The 14,786-nt window shown below is 40.3% G+C and carries 13 protein-coding genes; 7 read left to right on the top strand and 6 right to left on the bottom strand.

Going from position 1 to position 14,786, the window contains the following annotated elements; all coding sequences use genetic code 11:
- Position 1: 1 nt before the first annotated feature.
- Both DK207_RS03750 and DK207_RS03745 read right to left on the bottom strand, forming a co-directional pair.
- Positions 2–916 carry a putative porin gene (locus DK207_RS03750; RefSeq protein WP_109440030.1) on the bottom strand — a complete coding sequence of 305 codons (915 nt, stop codon included), beginning with the start codon at positions 914–916 and terminating at the stop codon, positions 2–4.
- Between the two features lie 261 nt (positions 917–1,177).
- Positions 1,178–1,960, bottom strand: a complete 783-nt coding sequence (locus tag DK207_RS03745) for a putative porin (protein ID WP_109440029.1) — start codon at positions 1,958–1,960, stop codon at positions 1,178–1,180.
- Between the two features lie 410 nt (positions 1,961–2,370).
- Between DK207_RS03745 and prfB the strand changes: the two genes are divergently transcribed.
- From prfB to DK207_RS03720, 5 genes are all read left to right on the top strand, one after another.
- Positions 2,371–3,466, top strand: a protein-coding gene (gene prfB, locus DK207_RS03740; protein ID WP_100222739.1) for a peptide chain release factor 2 whose coding sequence is annotated in 2 segments (ribosomal slippage) — positions 2,371–2,442 and positions 2,444–3,466 — 1,095 coding nt in all. Because the reading frame shifts where the segments join, the coding sequence is not laid out codon by codon here.
- 275 nt (positions 3,467–3,741) lie between these two features.
- Complete coding sequence (locus tag DK207_RS03735) at positions 3,742–4,044, top strand: ArsR/SmtB family transcription factor (RefSeq protein WP_075314431.1); 303 nt, start codon at positions 3,742–3,744, stop codon at positions 4,042–4,044.
- Positions 4,045–4,099: 55 nt separating this feature from the next.
- Positions 4,100–5,164 carry an alkene reductase gene (locus DK207_RS03730; protein ID WP_109440028.1) on the top strand — a complete coding sequence of 355 codons (1,065 nt, stop codon included), beginning with the start codon at positions 4,100–4,102 and terminating at the stop codon, positions 5,162–5,164.
- 129 nt (positions 5,165–5,293) lie between these two features.
- The gene (locus DK207_RS03725; RefSeq protein ID WP_109440027.1) at positions 5,294–6,613 is read left to right on the top strand and encodes a 3-deoxy-D-manno-octulosonic acid transferase; all 1,320 of its coding nucleotides are present in this window, start codon (positions 5,294–5,296) and stop codon (positions 6,611–6,613) included.
- Positions 6,610–7,320: a 16S rRNA (uracil(1498)-N(3))-methyltransferase gene (locus DK207_RS03720; protein WP_109440026.1), complete on the top strand. Its 711-nt coding sequence runs from the start codon at positions 6,610–6,612 to the stop codon at positions 7,318–7,320. The genes DK207_RS03725 and DK207_RS03720 overlap by 4 nt, the downstream gene beginning before the upstream one ends.
- Here the strand turns inward: DK207_RS03720 and DK207_RS03715 are convergent.
- A complete protein-coding gene (locus tag DK207_RS03715) occupies positions 7,300–8,289 on the bottom strand; it encodes a mechanosensitive ion channel family protein (RefSeq protein WP_109440025.1) in 990 nt (329 codons plus the stop codon). The genes DK207_RS03720 and DK207_RS03715 overlap by 21 nt on opposite strands.
- Before the next feature lie 448 nt (positions 8,290–8,737).
- On the opposite strand from DK207_RS03715, the gene acs reads away from it, so the two are divergent.
- Complete coding sequence (acs, locus tag DK207_RS03710; RefSeq protein ID WP_109440024.1) at positions 8,738–10,696, top strand: acetate--CoA ligase; 1,959 nt, start codon at positions 8,738–8,740, stop codon at positions 10,694–10,696.
- 86 nt (positions 10,697–10,782) lie between these two features.
- Here the strand turns inward: acs and sfnG are convergent, their stop codons facing one another.
- Together sfnG and msuE are read right to left on the bottom strand one after the other, a co-directional pair.
- Complete coding sequence (sfnG, locus tag DK207_RS03705) at positions 10,783–11,886, bottom strand: dimethylsulfone monooxygenase SfnG (RefSeq protein ID WP_109440023.1); 1,104 nt, start codon at positions 11,884–11,886, stop codon at positions 10,783–10,785.
- A gap of 24 nt (positions 11,887–11,910) precedes the next feature.
- Positions 11,911–12,651, bottom strand: a complete 741-nt coding sequence (gene msuE, locus DK207_RS03700; RefSeq protein ID WP_109440022.1) for an FMN reductase — start codon at positions 12,649–12,651, stop codon at positions 11,911–11,913.
- Positions 12,652–13,001: 350 nt separating this feature from the next.
- Here msuE and DK207_RS03695 point away from each other — a divergent pair, with 350 nt between their 5' ends.
- A complete protein-coding gene (locus DK207_RS03695) occupies positions 13,002–13,655 on the top strand; it encodes a response regulator (RefSeq protein WP_075314441.1) in 654 nt (217 codons plus the stop codon).
- A gap of 120 nt (positions 13,656–13,775) precedes the next feature.
- Here the strand turns inward: DK207_RS03695 and omp33-36 are convergent, their stop codons facing one another.
- Positions 13,776–14,699 (bottom strand): porin Omp33-36, encoded by a 924-nt coding sequence (gene omp33-36, locus DK207_RS03690; RefSeq protein WP_265735793.1) that lies wholly within the window; start codon positions 14,697–14,699, stop codon positions 13,776–13,778.
- Positions 14,700–14,786 lie beyond the last annotated feature (87 nt).

The following is a 14,786-nucleotide window of genomic DNA, read 5'->3' as shown; positions in this document are numbered from 1 at the left end:
TTTAGAAACGGAATGTTCCATTGATGCCATAAGAATCTGCACCATCAACAGTCGTATAACCTACACCTAAAGCAAATTCAGGTGTAATGAATTTCTGTGCACGAATATTGAAAATACTATCTGAGTCATCTGCAGTTGAATCAGCAATTGAAATACCTATACTGAGTGTTGGATCTAGATAGAGATCAGCAGCTAAACGGTAAGTGGTTTCATCACCGATATAAGTTTGTGCTTCAAAGTTAGTATAATAACCACCAATTTGTGAAACATATTTGGCACGTAAAGTCACCGCAGTATCATCATCTTCGCCAGTAACAACTGCTGCATTTGAATAAGTCGTAATAAAACCATATTTTGCTGCTTGGATTGGGTCAAAGCTTTCTGACAAATCAGCAACACCAACTGCTAATAATAAACCATTGATTGGTAAAAAACCTGCTTCCAAAGCGTAACCAGTGCCATCTATGCTTTCACTATATGAATATCCATAAGCTTTAATAGTATCTTTTACATCAGTTCTGTGGAGACTACCAGAAATGTAGAACTGTGAGTTTGGAATAAAAAACTCACCATTGATACCTATCGTATTAAATTCTTGTTTTAAGTTGGCGATTACGGCAGGGCTATTCCAAAATAACTCATTTTCTTCAAAGCCAATTTTCATTGATTGTTTAGAATAAGTATAGCCTAGACCAATATTTGATGCTTTATCTAAAAAAGCGGTTTCTGCTAAAGGTACATTTCGAGTTTGAACTGGGTTAAAGTAGTATTTTCCACTAATAGTCGCTGTATTAACTTTTACCCCTCCATCAATATCTGTATATTCATAAGCACCATTGACTTCGGCTTGATATGCATTTGCATTAAAGCCGATGAATGATGATAAAAGAACAGTAACTAAACTTAGTTTTTTCATTGATAACCCCTTATTAAAATAAGTCATTTATTGATATTTTGTTACAGGGGAGTAGTTTAGTGAAAAAAATAGATACGTCAATTATTAAATGAATGGTCAAATCGATTATATATTTATCGTTTAAAAAAGACATTTATGCTTTTAGGGAAGTTGGATTGTTATTCTGATTTGGTTGAAATTATGTATATAAAAATCGCCCTGAAATATTCCTATTTCAGAGCGATTATGTATTAGACGAAAAAGTCTATTTTAGTAATTACATTAGAAACGATATTTTGCTGCAACACCAAATGTATTGTAGTCATTTTTAGCAACGGTTCTGTCTTTACCGAAACCAATACGTCCTTCTAAACTCATTTGTTGGTTGAAGAATTTACGTGCATTCACACCAAATTCACGTTGTTTAGAGAGATCATTGTCGTAGTAATCAGCACCAACACTGAATGTTTTATCGATGTAGTAATCCGCTGCTAGGTTAAACTCATCTAAGTCACCGAATGCTGCACCAGCTTCTAAGTTGATGTCATTACCGCCGACTTGAGTCACATATTTCGCACGAATAGTTGGATCAACACCATCGTCAAACTTGTTGTCATAGCCTTTCATACCGACTGCAATTAAGAAGCCTGGTGCAGGTAGATAACCGACTTCAGCACCATAATAAGTGGTTTTGATATCACGTGCCTGTTTCAACTTCAAGGTGTTGCGGCTCACATCACCACTGACATAAAAATCTGAGTTAGGAACAAAGTACTCGACACCAACACCATAGGTATTGTCATCAGTATCACCTTTGTCTTTCCAAACTGCTTCAGCGCTAACGTTACTTGCACGATCTAAAAATGCTGCTTCAGCAAGTGGCGCGTTACGAGTTTGTACAGGATTGAAATAGTATTTACCATTAATCGCGAAGTCACTGCCTGAACTACCTTTGTCAGGGTCGATATAACCTACAGATGCCCCAACTTCAGCTTGATACGCATGAGCAGTGCCTGTTACTGCAAATACAGATAAAAGTGCTGATGCAATTGCTAATTTTTTCATGGTTATGCCCCTTTGAGATAATGAACCAAATGAAATTTCGATTACATGTTTTGTTACAACTTCCAGTCTAGGCTAAAACCAGTATGCGTCAATCCTTCGTCAGTAATCAGATGGTACAAATGTAAGTGTATTGTAAGTTTTTTTATTTAACATACTGATTTTTATTGTGAAAAATTAATGTTTTGATTTATTAAAACATAGGATGGATTGTGTGTTTAGGTATTCTTCGTGTAATTATTGAACACTATTGTCGCTAAATGTGTCGTTTGAGAGTTATAAAACCGATAAGAAAAAATGTTGATGTTGATCTTGTTTCGCAATTATTGCTCTCACCTGATAGAGGCTGTGTCGGCTATATCAGTTATGTTAAAATATCAAATTGAGTGAAAAATTTTTGTGAGAAAACACACGTGGAAATTAATCCGTATTTAGTTCAATTGAAAGATTTATCTGATCGTAGCCAAACACTACGGGGGTATCTTTGACTACGATCTAAAAGTTGAGCGTTTAGAAGAAGTTTTAAGAGAATTAGAAGACCCTGCGATTTGGAACGATCAAAACCGCGCTCAAGCCATCGCCAAAGAAAAGGGCAGTTTAGAAAATACCATTGGAGTGTTTGATCGTCTTGCTGAACAGCTTGATGATGCAAAAGCAATGCTTGATTTGGCTGTTGAAGCTGATGATGAAAGTCTATTGCTCGATGTACAAGCTGAGTTGGACAGTGCAGAACAAGCTTTAGGTAATCTAGAATTCCGTCGCATGTTTAGCAATCCTATGGATCCGAATCCATGCTTCCTTGAAATTCAGTCAGGTTCTGGCGGAACAGAAGCACAGGATTGGGCGTCTATGCTATTGCGTATGTATTTACGTTGGATCGAACGTCATGGCTTTAAGGCCGAGTTGATGGAAGTTTCAGATGGTGATGTTGCGGGTATTAAATCAGCAACAATCCGTGTCGATGGTGAGTTTGCTTATGGTTGGTTACGTACTGAAAGTGGTGTGCATCGTTTAGTACGTAAATCGCCATTTGACAGTAACAATAACCGTCATACTTCATTTTCTGCGGTATTCATTTCACCAGAGATTGATGACAATATCGAAATTGATATTAATCCTTCTGACGTTCGTACTGATACCTATCGTGCTTCGGGTGCAGGTGGTCAGCATATTAACAAAACCGATTCTGCGGTGCGTTTAACGCATGCTCCGACAGGAATTGTGGTGGCGTGTCAGAACCAGCGTTCGCAGCACGCGAACCGTGACCATGCATGGAAGCAATTACGTGCCAAACTCTATGAGTTAGAGATGAGCAAGCGTAATGAAGCTGCACAAGCATTGGAAGATTCGAAGTCTGATATTGGTTGGGGAAGTCAAATTCGCTCTTATGTCTTGGATGACTCACGAATTAAAGACTTACGGACTGGTGTGGAGAATTCCAACACTAAAGCTGTGCTAGACGGTGACTTAGATAAGTTCATTGAAGCGAGTTTGAAACAAGGTTTATAAGAACCTCTCTCAATCACTTCTTAAAAGAGGGAGACGTCTTCGATGGTCTAATCGAGTGTCCTCTCTTTTGAAGAGATGAACTTTCTCAGTATTCTGAGAGAGCAAAAGGAGGGGGATAAAGAAATTCAGAACGGCAATCTCGTTCAGTACCTTAAGGTTAATCGGAAAAATATGATATTAATATCGAAAAAAATAGATATTAATATTTATAAAATTCGATATACTGATTCTAGGTGCTGAACAAAGCTTTGCCTGTTGAGAAACATGGTGAGTCTATGGATATTGATGTTATAAGCAAGGCCTTAGCCAATCCATTACGTCGACAGATCTTGCAATGGTTAAAAGAGCCTGAGCAATTTTTACCTGTACAAGAATGTGGTGGCAGTTTTGAACGCGGTGTATGTGCAGGACACATCGAACGTTTAGGCAAAGTTGCGCAATCGACGATGTCGAATCACTTGTCTGTATTACAGCAAGCGGGTTTGATTAAAGTTGAAAAATATGGGCAATGGTCATACTTCACACGTAATGAAGCTTTGATTCAGCAATACATCGAATATTTAAAACAAACACTATAGCCGTGAGTCAAGACTTGGTCTTTAAGCTTCGGTTCATAGTGAAGTTGAGGCGATCATGGCAGAATTAAGCTCTACCTTACAAGTAGGTGATTTTACAATTAAAAACCGTTTGGTTTTAGCTCCATTAACCCGTGCACGTAGTGGTGAAGAACGTATTCCAAATGATTTGATGGTGGAATATTACCAACAACGTGCGAATGCGGGTTTAATTATTACTGAAGCAACGGTGATTAGTCCTAAGGCCGTGGGATATGCCAAGACACCAGGTCTATGGTCACAAGAACAAGCTCAAGCTTGGCACAAGATTGTTGATGCCGTACATGCACAAGGTTCAAAAATAGTTGTTCAACTTTGGCATGTGGGCCGTATTTCGCATCCTGACCTATTGGATGGCGATACACCTGTTGCACCAAGTGCAATTCAACCTGCTGGTGAAGTGAGTTTACTTCGTCCAAAACGTCCTTTCGTCACACCTCGTGCTTTATCACATGAAGAAATTCAAGAAATTGTAGCGGAATATAAACATGCTGCTGAACAAGCCAAAGCAGCAGGTTTCGATGGGGTGGAGCTACATGCAGCCAATGGTTATTTGATCGATCAATTCTTGCAAAGTAAGACCAATACACGTGATGACGAGTATGGTGGTTCTATCGAAAACCGTGCACGTTTGTTATTACAGGTCGTGGACGCCTTTATTGAAGTGTGGGGCGCAGGTCGTGTCGGTGTACATTTAGCACCACGTGCTGATTCGCACGATATGGGGGATGAAAATCCATTGGCAACCTTTGGTTATGTGGTGGAGCAGTTAGATCAACGTCATGTTGCATTCATTTTCACGCGTGAATATGAAGCAGAAGACAGTTTAATGCCAAAATTACGCCTTAAATTCAAAGGTACTTGGATTGCCAACGAAAAATTAACGCCTGCATCAGCAAAACGCATTTTGGCGACTGGGCAAGCGGATGCTGTGGCATTTGGTTTAGCGTATATTGCCAATCCAGATCTATTCGAGCGTTTACAATATGATTTACCTTTAAATCAGGTAAACTTTCAAACTTTATATGCTGATGGTGCAGAGGGATATACGGATTATCCTGTATTTGAAAAACTAGAAGCATAAGCTTCTATTCGAACACTCATGTCATTAATGGTTGTTAAATCGTCTTAACAGAATCAACAAAAATGGCATGAGTTTTTTATTGAAATTCCGCATAATAAGCACATATTAAATCGTGAAATATGGTCTAGGATGGCGCAGCAAAACGCAGTACAGCAAACACCATTTTGGTATAACTTTTTATTGACCTGTCTCAAACCCTTATATCGTTGGAAAATAAAACAACGTGCAGAAAGTGATGCGCTGTATCAGCTAGAATGTGTGGAGCGGTTTGGTCCCTTCCAGCCACCAAAAAATTTAGCGACCATTTGGTTTCATGTGGTTTCTGTCGGTGAAACCAATGCTGCACAGCCTTTGATTGAGCATTATTTAAAATTAGGTCATCCAGTACTGGTCACCAATACCACCAAGACAGGTCAAGCTCGAGCAAAATCACTTTTTTTAAAAGCTCCTTATCTTGATTTATTTCAGGCGGTTTACTTACCCGTTGATCAAAAGTCATTACTCAAACAGTTTTTTGAGTTATATCAACCAAAACTCTTGGCTTTGGTTGAAACTGAAATTTGGCCGAACTTAATTGCTGAAGCAAGACAACAACAAATTCCCTGTATTTTGCTCAATGCACGCCTTTCGGAAAAATCAGCCAAAGGCTATGGAAAAGTGAGTCGTTTAACTCGACCGATGTTACAACAGCTGACTTGGCTGTTGGCACAAGATAAAGCTACCCAACAACGCTATATTGAGTTAGGTCTGGATCGAACAAAAAGTCAGGTCTTAGGAAATATAAAATTTGATATTACTGCTCCCCAGCAGTTTGTCGAGCAAGCAGAACAATTAAAACAAGACTGGAATTTACTTGGGCGGCAAATTATCACTTTAGCCAGTACGCATGCCCCTGAGGAAGAAAATTTACTTAAACAATTACAGCAATATTTAAATTCAAATCCTCATCTACTTTGTATCGTTGTTCCTCGTCATCCAGAGCGTTTCGAGGAAGTGTATAAGGCTTGCCAAAGTTTAAATTTAAATACGCAACGTCGTAGTCTTAAGCAAATGATTCAAGCAGATACGCAAGTTTTTTTGGCTGATAGTATGGGCGAAATGTGGTTGTGGTATGCCTTGAGTCAAGCCTGCTTTGTAGGTGGATCATTGAATGAACCAGGTGGTGGGCATAATATTCTAGAGCCGATGGTTTTAGATGTCCCAACGGTGATTGGTCCCCGTTATTTTAATTTCCAAACGATCGTGGATGAGTTTGTTGCAGAGCGGGCGATTTTGATTGGCGAGAATGCTGAGCAGGTTACGGCACAACTTCTCAATTGTTTGAATGATTCAACGCAACGTCAGCAGTTAATCGAACAGGCTCAAGTGGTGTTACAGCGTAATCAGGGTTCATTGCAAAAGCATATTCAATTACTTGATCATTATTTGAAGCAAACTAATTTGTCATGAACATGGTTTTATTGGAGCCACATCAAACGGCTAGTGCTGATCAATGGTTAATCGACAACCCACGTCAATTAAAACATTTACAGCAACATCTGCAATTAAGTGCCGGCGATACATTAAAAATAGGTATTCGCAACGAGCAGCGTTATTTAACAGAAGTGTTGTATGTTTCCGAGCAAAGAATCATTGTTAAACCGATTCGAGTTGAGGCAATTCCTGAAAAATTACCAGTCCATCTGATTTTGGCTTTACCTCGTCCTAAAGTGTTGCGCCGTATGGTGATGGATGCTGTGACTTTGGGGGTGGAACGGATCAGTTTAATCCATAGTTATCGAGTGGATAAAAGCTATTGGCAAACGCCTTTTTTGCAACAATTGGATGATTATGTGACGCTTGGCTTAGAACAAGCAGGTGATCCGATTGCTCCTGAGATTCAATTGTATAAGCGGTTCAAGCCTTTTGTTGAGGATATCTTACCTTGCTTTATCACGACTGAGGCCGCTGCATATGTCGCACATCCTTATGCTGAAGCGGTTATGCCTCATGCGATTCAACATCGATGTAGTGTGATCGTTGGACCTGAGGGAGGATTCATTCCATATGAAGTTGAATTACTACAAAAAAATGGTTGCCAAGCAGTATGCTTAGGCAACCGAATTTTGCGAACAGAAACAGCTGTGTCGAATATTTTAGGACGGCTGTTTATCTGAAGATTGTATCGCTGGTGGCAATTCTGCAGTTTGATTTGCCTGAACTTTGAGCTCTTGGATCGGATAAGGAATATTGATATCTTGAGCATTAAATGCTTGTTTTACTTGAGCTTGGATAGAGCTTGTAGAGGTAGCAATATCAGTTTCTGTGGTATCAATCCACCAACGAACAGTTAAGGTAACTGAAAAATCCGCAAGTGCTGTTACATTGACTGTAAATTTTGGCTGGCTCAATACGTTGCGGTCGTTGTTTAGAATGTCCAATATAATTTGTTTGGCTTTCTCTTCATCATCATCATAACCAATACCAACGATAAACTCACAGCGACGTTGTTGATAAGCTGTATTAACCGTCACAGCACTGGTATACACCGTTGCATTTGGAATCACAATTCGACGACCATCATAAGAGCGTAAGAAAGTAGCGCGAATTTGAATATCTTCAACCGTGCCTTCCATGCCATTGACAATGATCGCGTCACCAATACGGAATGGCTCGCCTAATAAAATTAATACACCAGAAAGTAAGTTCTGAAAAATATCCTTAAATGCGAAACCAATCGCGACTGAACCGATCCCCAAAGCCCCAATGAGCTGACTCGGCGTAAAACCTGGAATGGCGATTACTAAAGCAATCAAGAAACCAAAAAATAAAATAAAAGTGCTACCGACACGGTGTAATACCAAGACCAAATTTTGTCGTGTATAAGAACGGTTGCTAAGCGTTTTATTCACAAAAACTTTAAATAATTTTGTCAGCAACCAAAAAATGACAAAAACAATAATCGCAAGACCGATATAAGGAATACGATCCCAAAATGCATAGATCATTTTGTCGATGGCACTATACGCATCCTGATATTTTTCAGTATGCGCCAAGACCGTTTCGGTGGTTTTGCTGCCTGCTTGTTGGATCAATGTGCCTGTATCTTTGGCGACACTTGTTAAGGTGATTTGTTCGTTTGCCAAGGTAAGATCTCTATGTCATGGTGAGGTGGAATCAGGTGCGTCATCATAATCAATTTGCAATCGGCTCGCATGAGAAATTCGTTCACAACTTTATGGTTTTATTTTATAACGTATTGAGCATGATCGTTTATGATGATTGTTAGAAGTTTCGTTGTCAAAAAATAAACAATTTTATCAGTTTATTTTTTTATACTTTGGTCGGTTGATTGATGGTCAATGATCAAAATAATGATCCTTTTTGAAAATAAAAAACATCGACAAGCAGTTAATATTTAAATTATTTTGAGGGACTTTATAGTCAAGTGAGCGGATAGGGCGCGCACTCCTACGACCAAAGCCGCATTGTTTACCCTTATAGATGATCGCCATACTGCAAATGAGCACAGACATACCAAAGAAATAGATGAGTACATCTAAGGTATGAGATAAAAGACCAAGGAAGTAAGTTATGAAAGAAATCTACCCAGTGCCTGAAAAATTTAAAGAAACGGCAAGGATCTCGGAAGCAGACTATTTCAATCGTTATCAATATTCAATTGAGCAGCCTGAAGAATTTTGGGCAGAAGAAGCACAAAATATTGATTGGATAAAACCTTTTACTCAAGTCAAAAATACTAATTTTGACCCAGCGAACTTTAAAATCGAATGGTTTGCAGATGGTGAACTAAATGTCTCGGCAAACTGTTTAGATCGCCATTTGAAAGACAATGCATTAAAGCCTGCAATCATTTGGGAAGGTGACCATCCTTCACGCCATAAGATTATTTCATTTGCCGAGTTGCATGATGAGGTTTGCCGTTTTGCCAATGTGTTGAAGAAACAAGGCATTAGCAAAGGTGACCGCGTTGTTTTATATATGCCAATGGTTCCTGAGGCAGCAATTGCGATGCTGGCTTGTGCCCGTATTGGTGCTGTACATTGTGTGGTTTTTGGTGGATTTTCACCTGACTCATTGGCAAGCCGTATTGAAGACAGTCAAGCCAAACTCGTGATTACTGCTGATGCAGGTATGCGTGGCGGTAAACTGATTCCATTGAAAGAGAATGTGGACGCCGCTTTAGAAATTCAGGGTACGGAAAGTGTAGAACATGTCATTGTGGTTCACCGTACAGGTAACCCGATCCAGTTCAATGAAGCACGTGATTTATGGTATCACCTAGAAATCATGGAAGTGGATGAGCATTGTCCACCTGAACCAATGAAGGCGGAAGATCCTTTATTTATTCTGTATACATCTGGTTCGACAGGTAAACCTAAGGGTGTGCTACATACAACGGGTGGTTATCTAGTCTATGTGAATACCACGTTTAGAGAGGTTTTTGATCTCAAAGAAGAGGACGTGTATTGGTGTACAGCAGATGTAGGCTGGATTACAGGACACAGCTATTTATTGTACGGTCCACTCTGTAATGCAACCACCACAGTGATGTTTGAGGGGATTCCTCAATACCCAACATGGGCGCGTATTGGTCATGTGATTGATAAGCATAATGTCACGATTCTATATACTGCGCCAACTGCCATTCGTGCCATGATGCGTGAGGGCGATGCTTATGTTCGTGAGAGTGATCGTAGTAGCCTACGTTTACTCGGTTCAGTGGGTGAACCAATTAACCCTGAAGCATGGAACTGGTATTACGAAGTGGTTGGTGAAGGACGTTGCCCGATTGTCGATACATGGTGGCAAACAGAAACAGGCGGTATTCTGATTTCACCTTTACCAGGAGCAACAGCTTTAAAACCGGGTTCGGCAACACGTCCAATGTTTGGGGTACAACCTGCCTTGGTTGATGGTGAGGGTAACTCACTCGAAGGCGCGAATGAAGGGAATCTGGTGATTAAGGATTCTTGGCCGGGTCAAATGCGCACGATTTGGGGGGACCCACAGCGATTTATTGAAGCGTATTTCTCAACCTTCAAGAACTGCTATTTTACTGGCGATGGCGCACGTCGTGATGAAGACGGATATTATTGGATCACAGGTCGTGTTGATGATGTACTCAATGTTTCAGGACATCGTCTAGGCACTGCTGAAATTGAAAGTGCATTGGTTGCCCATGAAGCAGTAGCTGAAGCTGCTGTAGTAGGTATGCCACATGATATTAAGGGGCAGGGGATTTGTACCTTTGTGACCTTACAAGCCGATGTGTCAGAGTCTGAGGAATTACGTAAGGAATTGGTCAATTGGGTTCGTAAAGTTCTTGGGCCAGTGGCAACACCAGATGCTTTACACTGGGCACCTGCTTTACCAAAAACACGTTCTGGTAAAATCATGCGCCGTATCTTGAGAAAGATTGCAGCGAATGAACTGGATAGCTTAGGCGATACGTCAACCCTTGCTGAACCAGCAGTGGTAGATGCGTTAATCGCAACGGTTTACCCAGAAATGAGTAAGGTAGAAGGTTAAATTGAAAAAGCCCCCAAGCCGAGTCTTGGGGGTAATTTTTGCGCCTTTATCTTTATTTTTCTTCTTATTCAAAAAATGTTTGAAATTTAAGCTGATTTCGCGGTGACGTGAGGCAGTTGCTGTTGTTCTAGTTGCCGCACCAATGGCAATACTTTTTCACCAAAATATTCCACTTCCTCAATAAAATGTAGAAAACCAGACAGGATCAGATCTACACCGACCTGTTTTAAAGCCACAATTCGCTCAGCAATTTGCTGTGGCGTACCGATCAAATTGGTTTTAAAGCCATCATTGTATTGCACAAGATCCTCAAAGCTTGATTTAGCCCAATTGCCTTCCTGTTCTGGCGCTGCTGCCCCTGCTTCACGTGTTGCATCACCAAAGGCATTGACGGCTTCTACATTTGCCTTCGTGATAATTTCATTTAGCACAGCTTGGGCTTCTTGTTCCGTGTCTCGGGCAATAATAAAAGCATTCACTCCAATTTTAACTTGTCGGTTTTCCAGTTTTGCTTTGGCACGTACATCATCGATTTGCTTTTTGATCTCTGCGACGCTATTGCCATTAGTAAAATACCAATCAGAGACACGAGCTGCCATATCACGTGCTGCACGGGAACTGCCGCCTTGAAAGACTTCAATATAAGGTTTTTGTAGGGGTTTAGGTTTTAGGGTGTAGTTTTGAAATTGGTAATATTTACCTTCAAAACTATAATTATCAGTACTCCAGATGCCTTTGAGTGTGCGGATAAACTCTTCAGAACGGACATAACGTTGATCATGTTCAGGCCAAGGCTCACCAATTGCATCAAACTCGCCGCGGAACCAACCACTTACAACATTAATCGCGATGCGGCCTTGGGTTAAGTAGTCAATAGTCGCCAGTTGCTTTGCAGCCAGTACAGGCTTCCATGGGCCAGGTAAAATTGCTGCAATCACTTTGAGTTTTTCGGTTTTGGCTAATAGCGCATGACTAAAGCTCACGGATTCATGCTGATTTTCTGCACCATAACCTGCCGTGAAACGAATTTGGGTAAGTGCATATTCAAATCCATTTTTTTCTGCGGTTTGTGCTAAACGGATATTGTAGTCATAGCTCCAATCAGTGCGTTGTTCGATATTACTGACCACAAGTCCGCCGCTGACATTGGGAACCCAATAGGCAAATTTAATTGCTGATGAAATTGTCATTTTTCGCCCCTCCAGATTTTCTTTTTAAGCGACGTGGGTTAATTTTTTTGTCAGCTTGGGGTGTAAGCGAGATTCGGCAGTAGTGAGGTCAGGCACAACCGCTGAGGGTAAAACTTCTGCCTGTTCAATTTGTTTATTGATCCCCAAGTTTTGGTTGGCTTGTTCTGTTTTGGCTTTGATAACCGCTGCACGTTGTCCTTTGGCAGGAACCCACTCCAAAATAGGTAAGGCACGTGCAACGGCTAAAGTGATGCGGTTAGATAATTGCTCACTGTTGACCGTGTATGCTGTTGTGAAATCACGATCTGTCGCGTAAACACCGATCGGTAAGGTTTGCGCTTGGAAAAAACTAAACAAAGGACGTAATTGATGTTCGAGTACCAAAGCATGGCGGTCACTACCACCTGAAGCAGCCAACAGTACTGGAACATCAACTAGGGCAGTTTGTTCAACAAAATCAAAAAAGTGTTTAAATAGCCCTGTAAACGAAGCACGATAAACGGGTGTTCCAACAATTAATGCATCTGCAGCTTCCACCGCAGCCAAGTCATCTTGGACGCGTTGGGGTAATTGGTTTCGATAAATTGCGCCGCCCAATAAGGGGCCGATTTCGCTGAGTTTTACAAAATGGACTTGGATATTAATTGCTTCTGCAAGCTCATCAAGGATGGCTTGGACGAGGCTTTCTGTTTTTGATGGACTATTTAAACCGCCTGAAACAGCAACGATATTGAGCGGAGTTGAGAGCGTATGATGCTTGGACATAGAGATCGCCTAAATAAAAGTTCATTACCAATGGCTTTTATTTATCGACATCTGTCCTCATTCTGTAAAATAAGGAAATGCTGCAAGCTTATCTGTTTTAAAGATATATCGCCTAAGTATGTAAAATCGAAAATTTACCGTGATTTAATTCTATGTTTCTATTCAAAATTTTTAAAATAGAGTCGTAATCGCTTTGATTTATACGAATATGTGATTTATTTTACTGGAAAAAGAAAGAAAAAATGTCAGAGTGCTTGACCAATGGTTTATTTAAAAATAGGCTTAGATAGGTTAATTTTAATAAACACCGTACAGTGACGTACTAAAACAGCAGATTGCTTATAGCGCTTATGAATATTTTAATTGTAGATGATCACCCTCTCTTTAGACACGCTTTAATTCAAGCGGTTCGTTACAGTTTGCCCCAAGCGCAGATCCAAGAAACGGCTGATGTAGATGAGTTTTATAAGCGTTTAGAGCATGGTGCAGAACCTGACTTGGTTTTGCTTGATTTAAACCTTCCTGGTGCATCGGGTTTTTCTGCTCTTGTTTATGTGCGGGCGCAATACCCAGCGATTCCAATTATCGTGGTTTCAGCACATGAAGAAGTTTCGATTATTCAACGTGCCATTGCACATGGGGCGATGGGCTATATCCCGAAATCATCTCATCCAAGTCATATTGGTGAAGCCATTAAGCATGTTTTAGATGGAGAAATCTGGTTACCCCCAAATCTACCGACCCATGCGAGCTTTGATCCAAGAGCAGCAGATGAGACGGCTTTGGCAGAACGCTTGCAGTCTTTAACGCCCCAGCAGTTTCGCGTACTCATGATGGTTGCTGAAGGGTTGTTAAATAAACAAATTGCTTATGAATTGGATGTATCTGAGGCAACTATTAAAGCGCACGTGACCGCGATTTTCCGTAAACTGGGCGTGCAAAATCGTACTCAAGCCGTTTTAGCGATCAGTGCATTAAATATTGATGAGAAGAAAATTTCCTGATTTTTATATTCTTTGGTGGTATCGACGTATTTTGTAAACGTTGCATAAAAAAACCAGTTCAAAAGAACTGGTTTTTTTATTATGAATCATGTGTTCTATAGAAAGAACCAAAATCCAAAATTAGAAACGGAACTTCGCGTTTAAACCGATTGTTTGCGTATCTAAGTTAACAGTTTCAGCATCTTCATCTAGGAAGCTTTTTGCGTTTGCATTTACGTAGCTTGCACCAACAGCAATTGCTGGAGTGATGAAGTAATTTACATTTGCACCCCAAGCCGATCTGATTGGAGAGAATTTGTCATTTGCTTGGTTAGAGCTTGCACTTACTTCTGCATAAGAAGCACCAACGCTTAACTTAGGTGTTACATAGAAGTCAGTTTTTAATTCATAAGCAGTTGTATCGCCATAAACAAGACCAGCTTCGAAACCTACAGCCATGTTTGTACCATCGATGTTACCAACGTATTTAGTACGTGCAGTAATCGCATCTTGGTCTTCACCAATAACTAAAGGTTGAGCAAATGATTTAGCAATACCGCTAGAAAGTACGCTGTTTGCATCTAAAGCAAATTGGTCAGCAATGTTGGTATAACCAACAGCAACTAAGAAGTTAGGTGTAAGCATAGTACCCACTTCTAATGCGAAGCGGTCACCATTGTCTCGCTCATCATCACTTTTAGATTTAGTGTGGCTATAAGAAGCGCTTGTATATACTGGTAAGTAAGGTGTTGGAATATACGCTTCACCTTTAGCACCATAAGATTGAGTTTTAGATGTTACAACTTCATCACCGCTTAATTTTGCAAAGCTATAAGCAGCAGAAACATTAGAAGCTTGGTTTAAGAACGCAGCTTCTGCTAAAGGACCTTTAGAAGCGTCTACATCTTTGAAGTAATAAGTTGCTTGGCCAGCACCTGTGAAGTCTTTGTCATTTGCATCAGTTGCATTGATGAATTCAGATTGACCTTGAACTTCTACTTGGTAAGCGTTGGCACCGGTCATGGCTAATAATAAAGCAGTGGCTAAACCGAGTTTTTTCATAATAATTTCCAGCTTTAACAGTGATTGAGTTAAGTTGGAGTCATTGTATTGTAACAAAGTATGTTGTCAATGTCATAAATCGAATTACTC

Source organism: Acinetobacter haemolyticus (genome assembly GCF_900406815.1).
Classification (GTDB): domain Bacteria; phylum Pseudomonadota; class Gammaproteobacteria; order Pseudomonadales; family Moraxellaceae; genus Acinetobacter; species Acinetobacter haemolyticus_A.
This window is presented reverse-complemented; position numbering and strand designations above follow the sequence as displayed.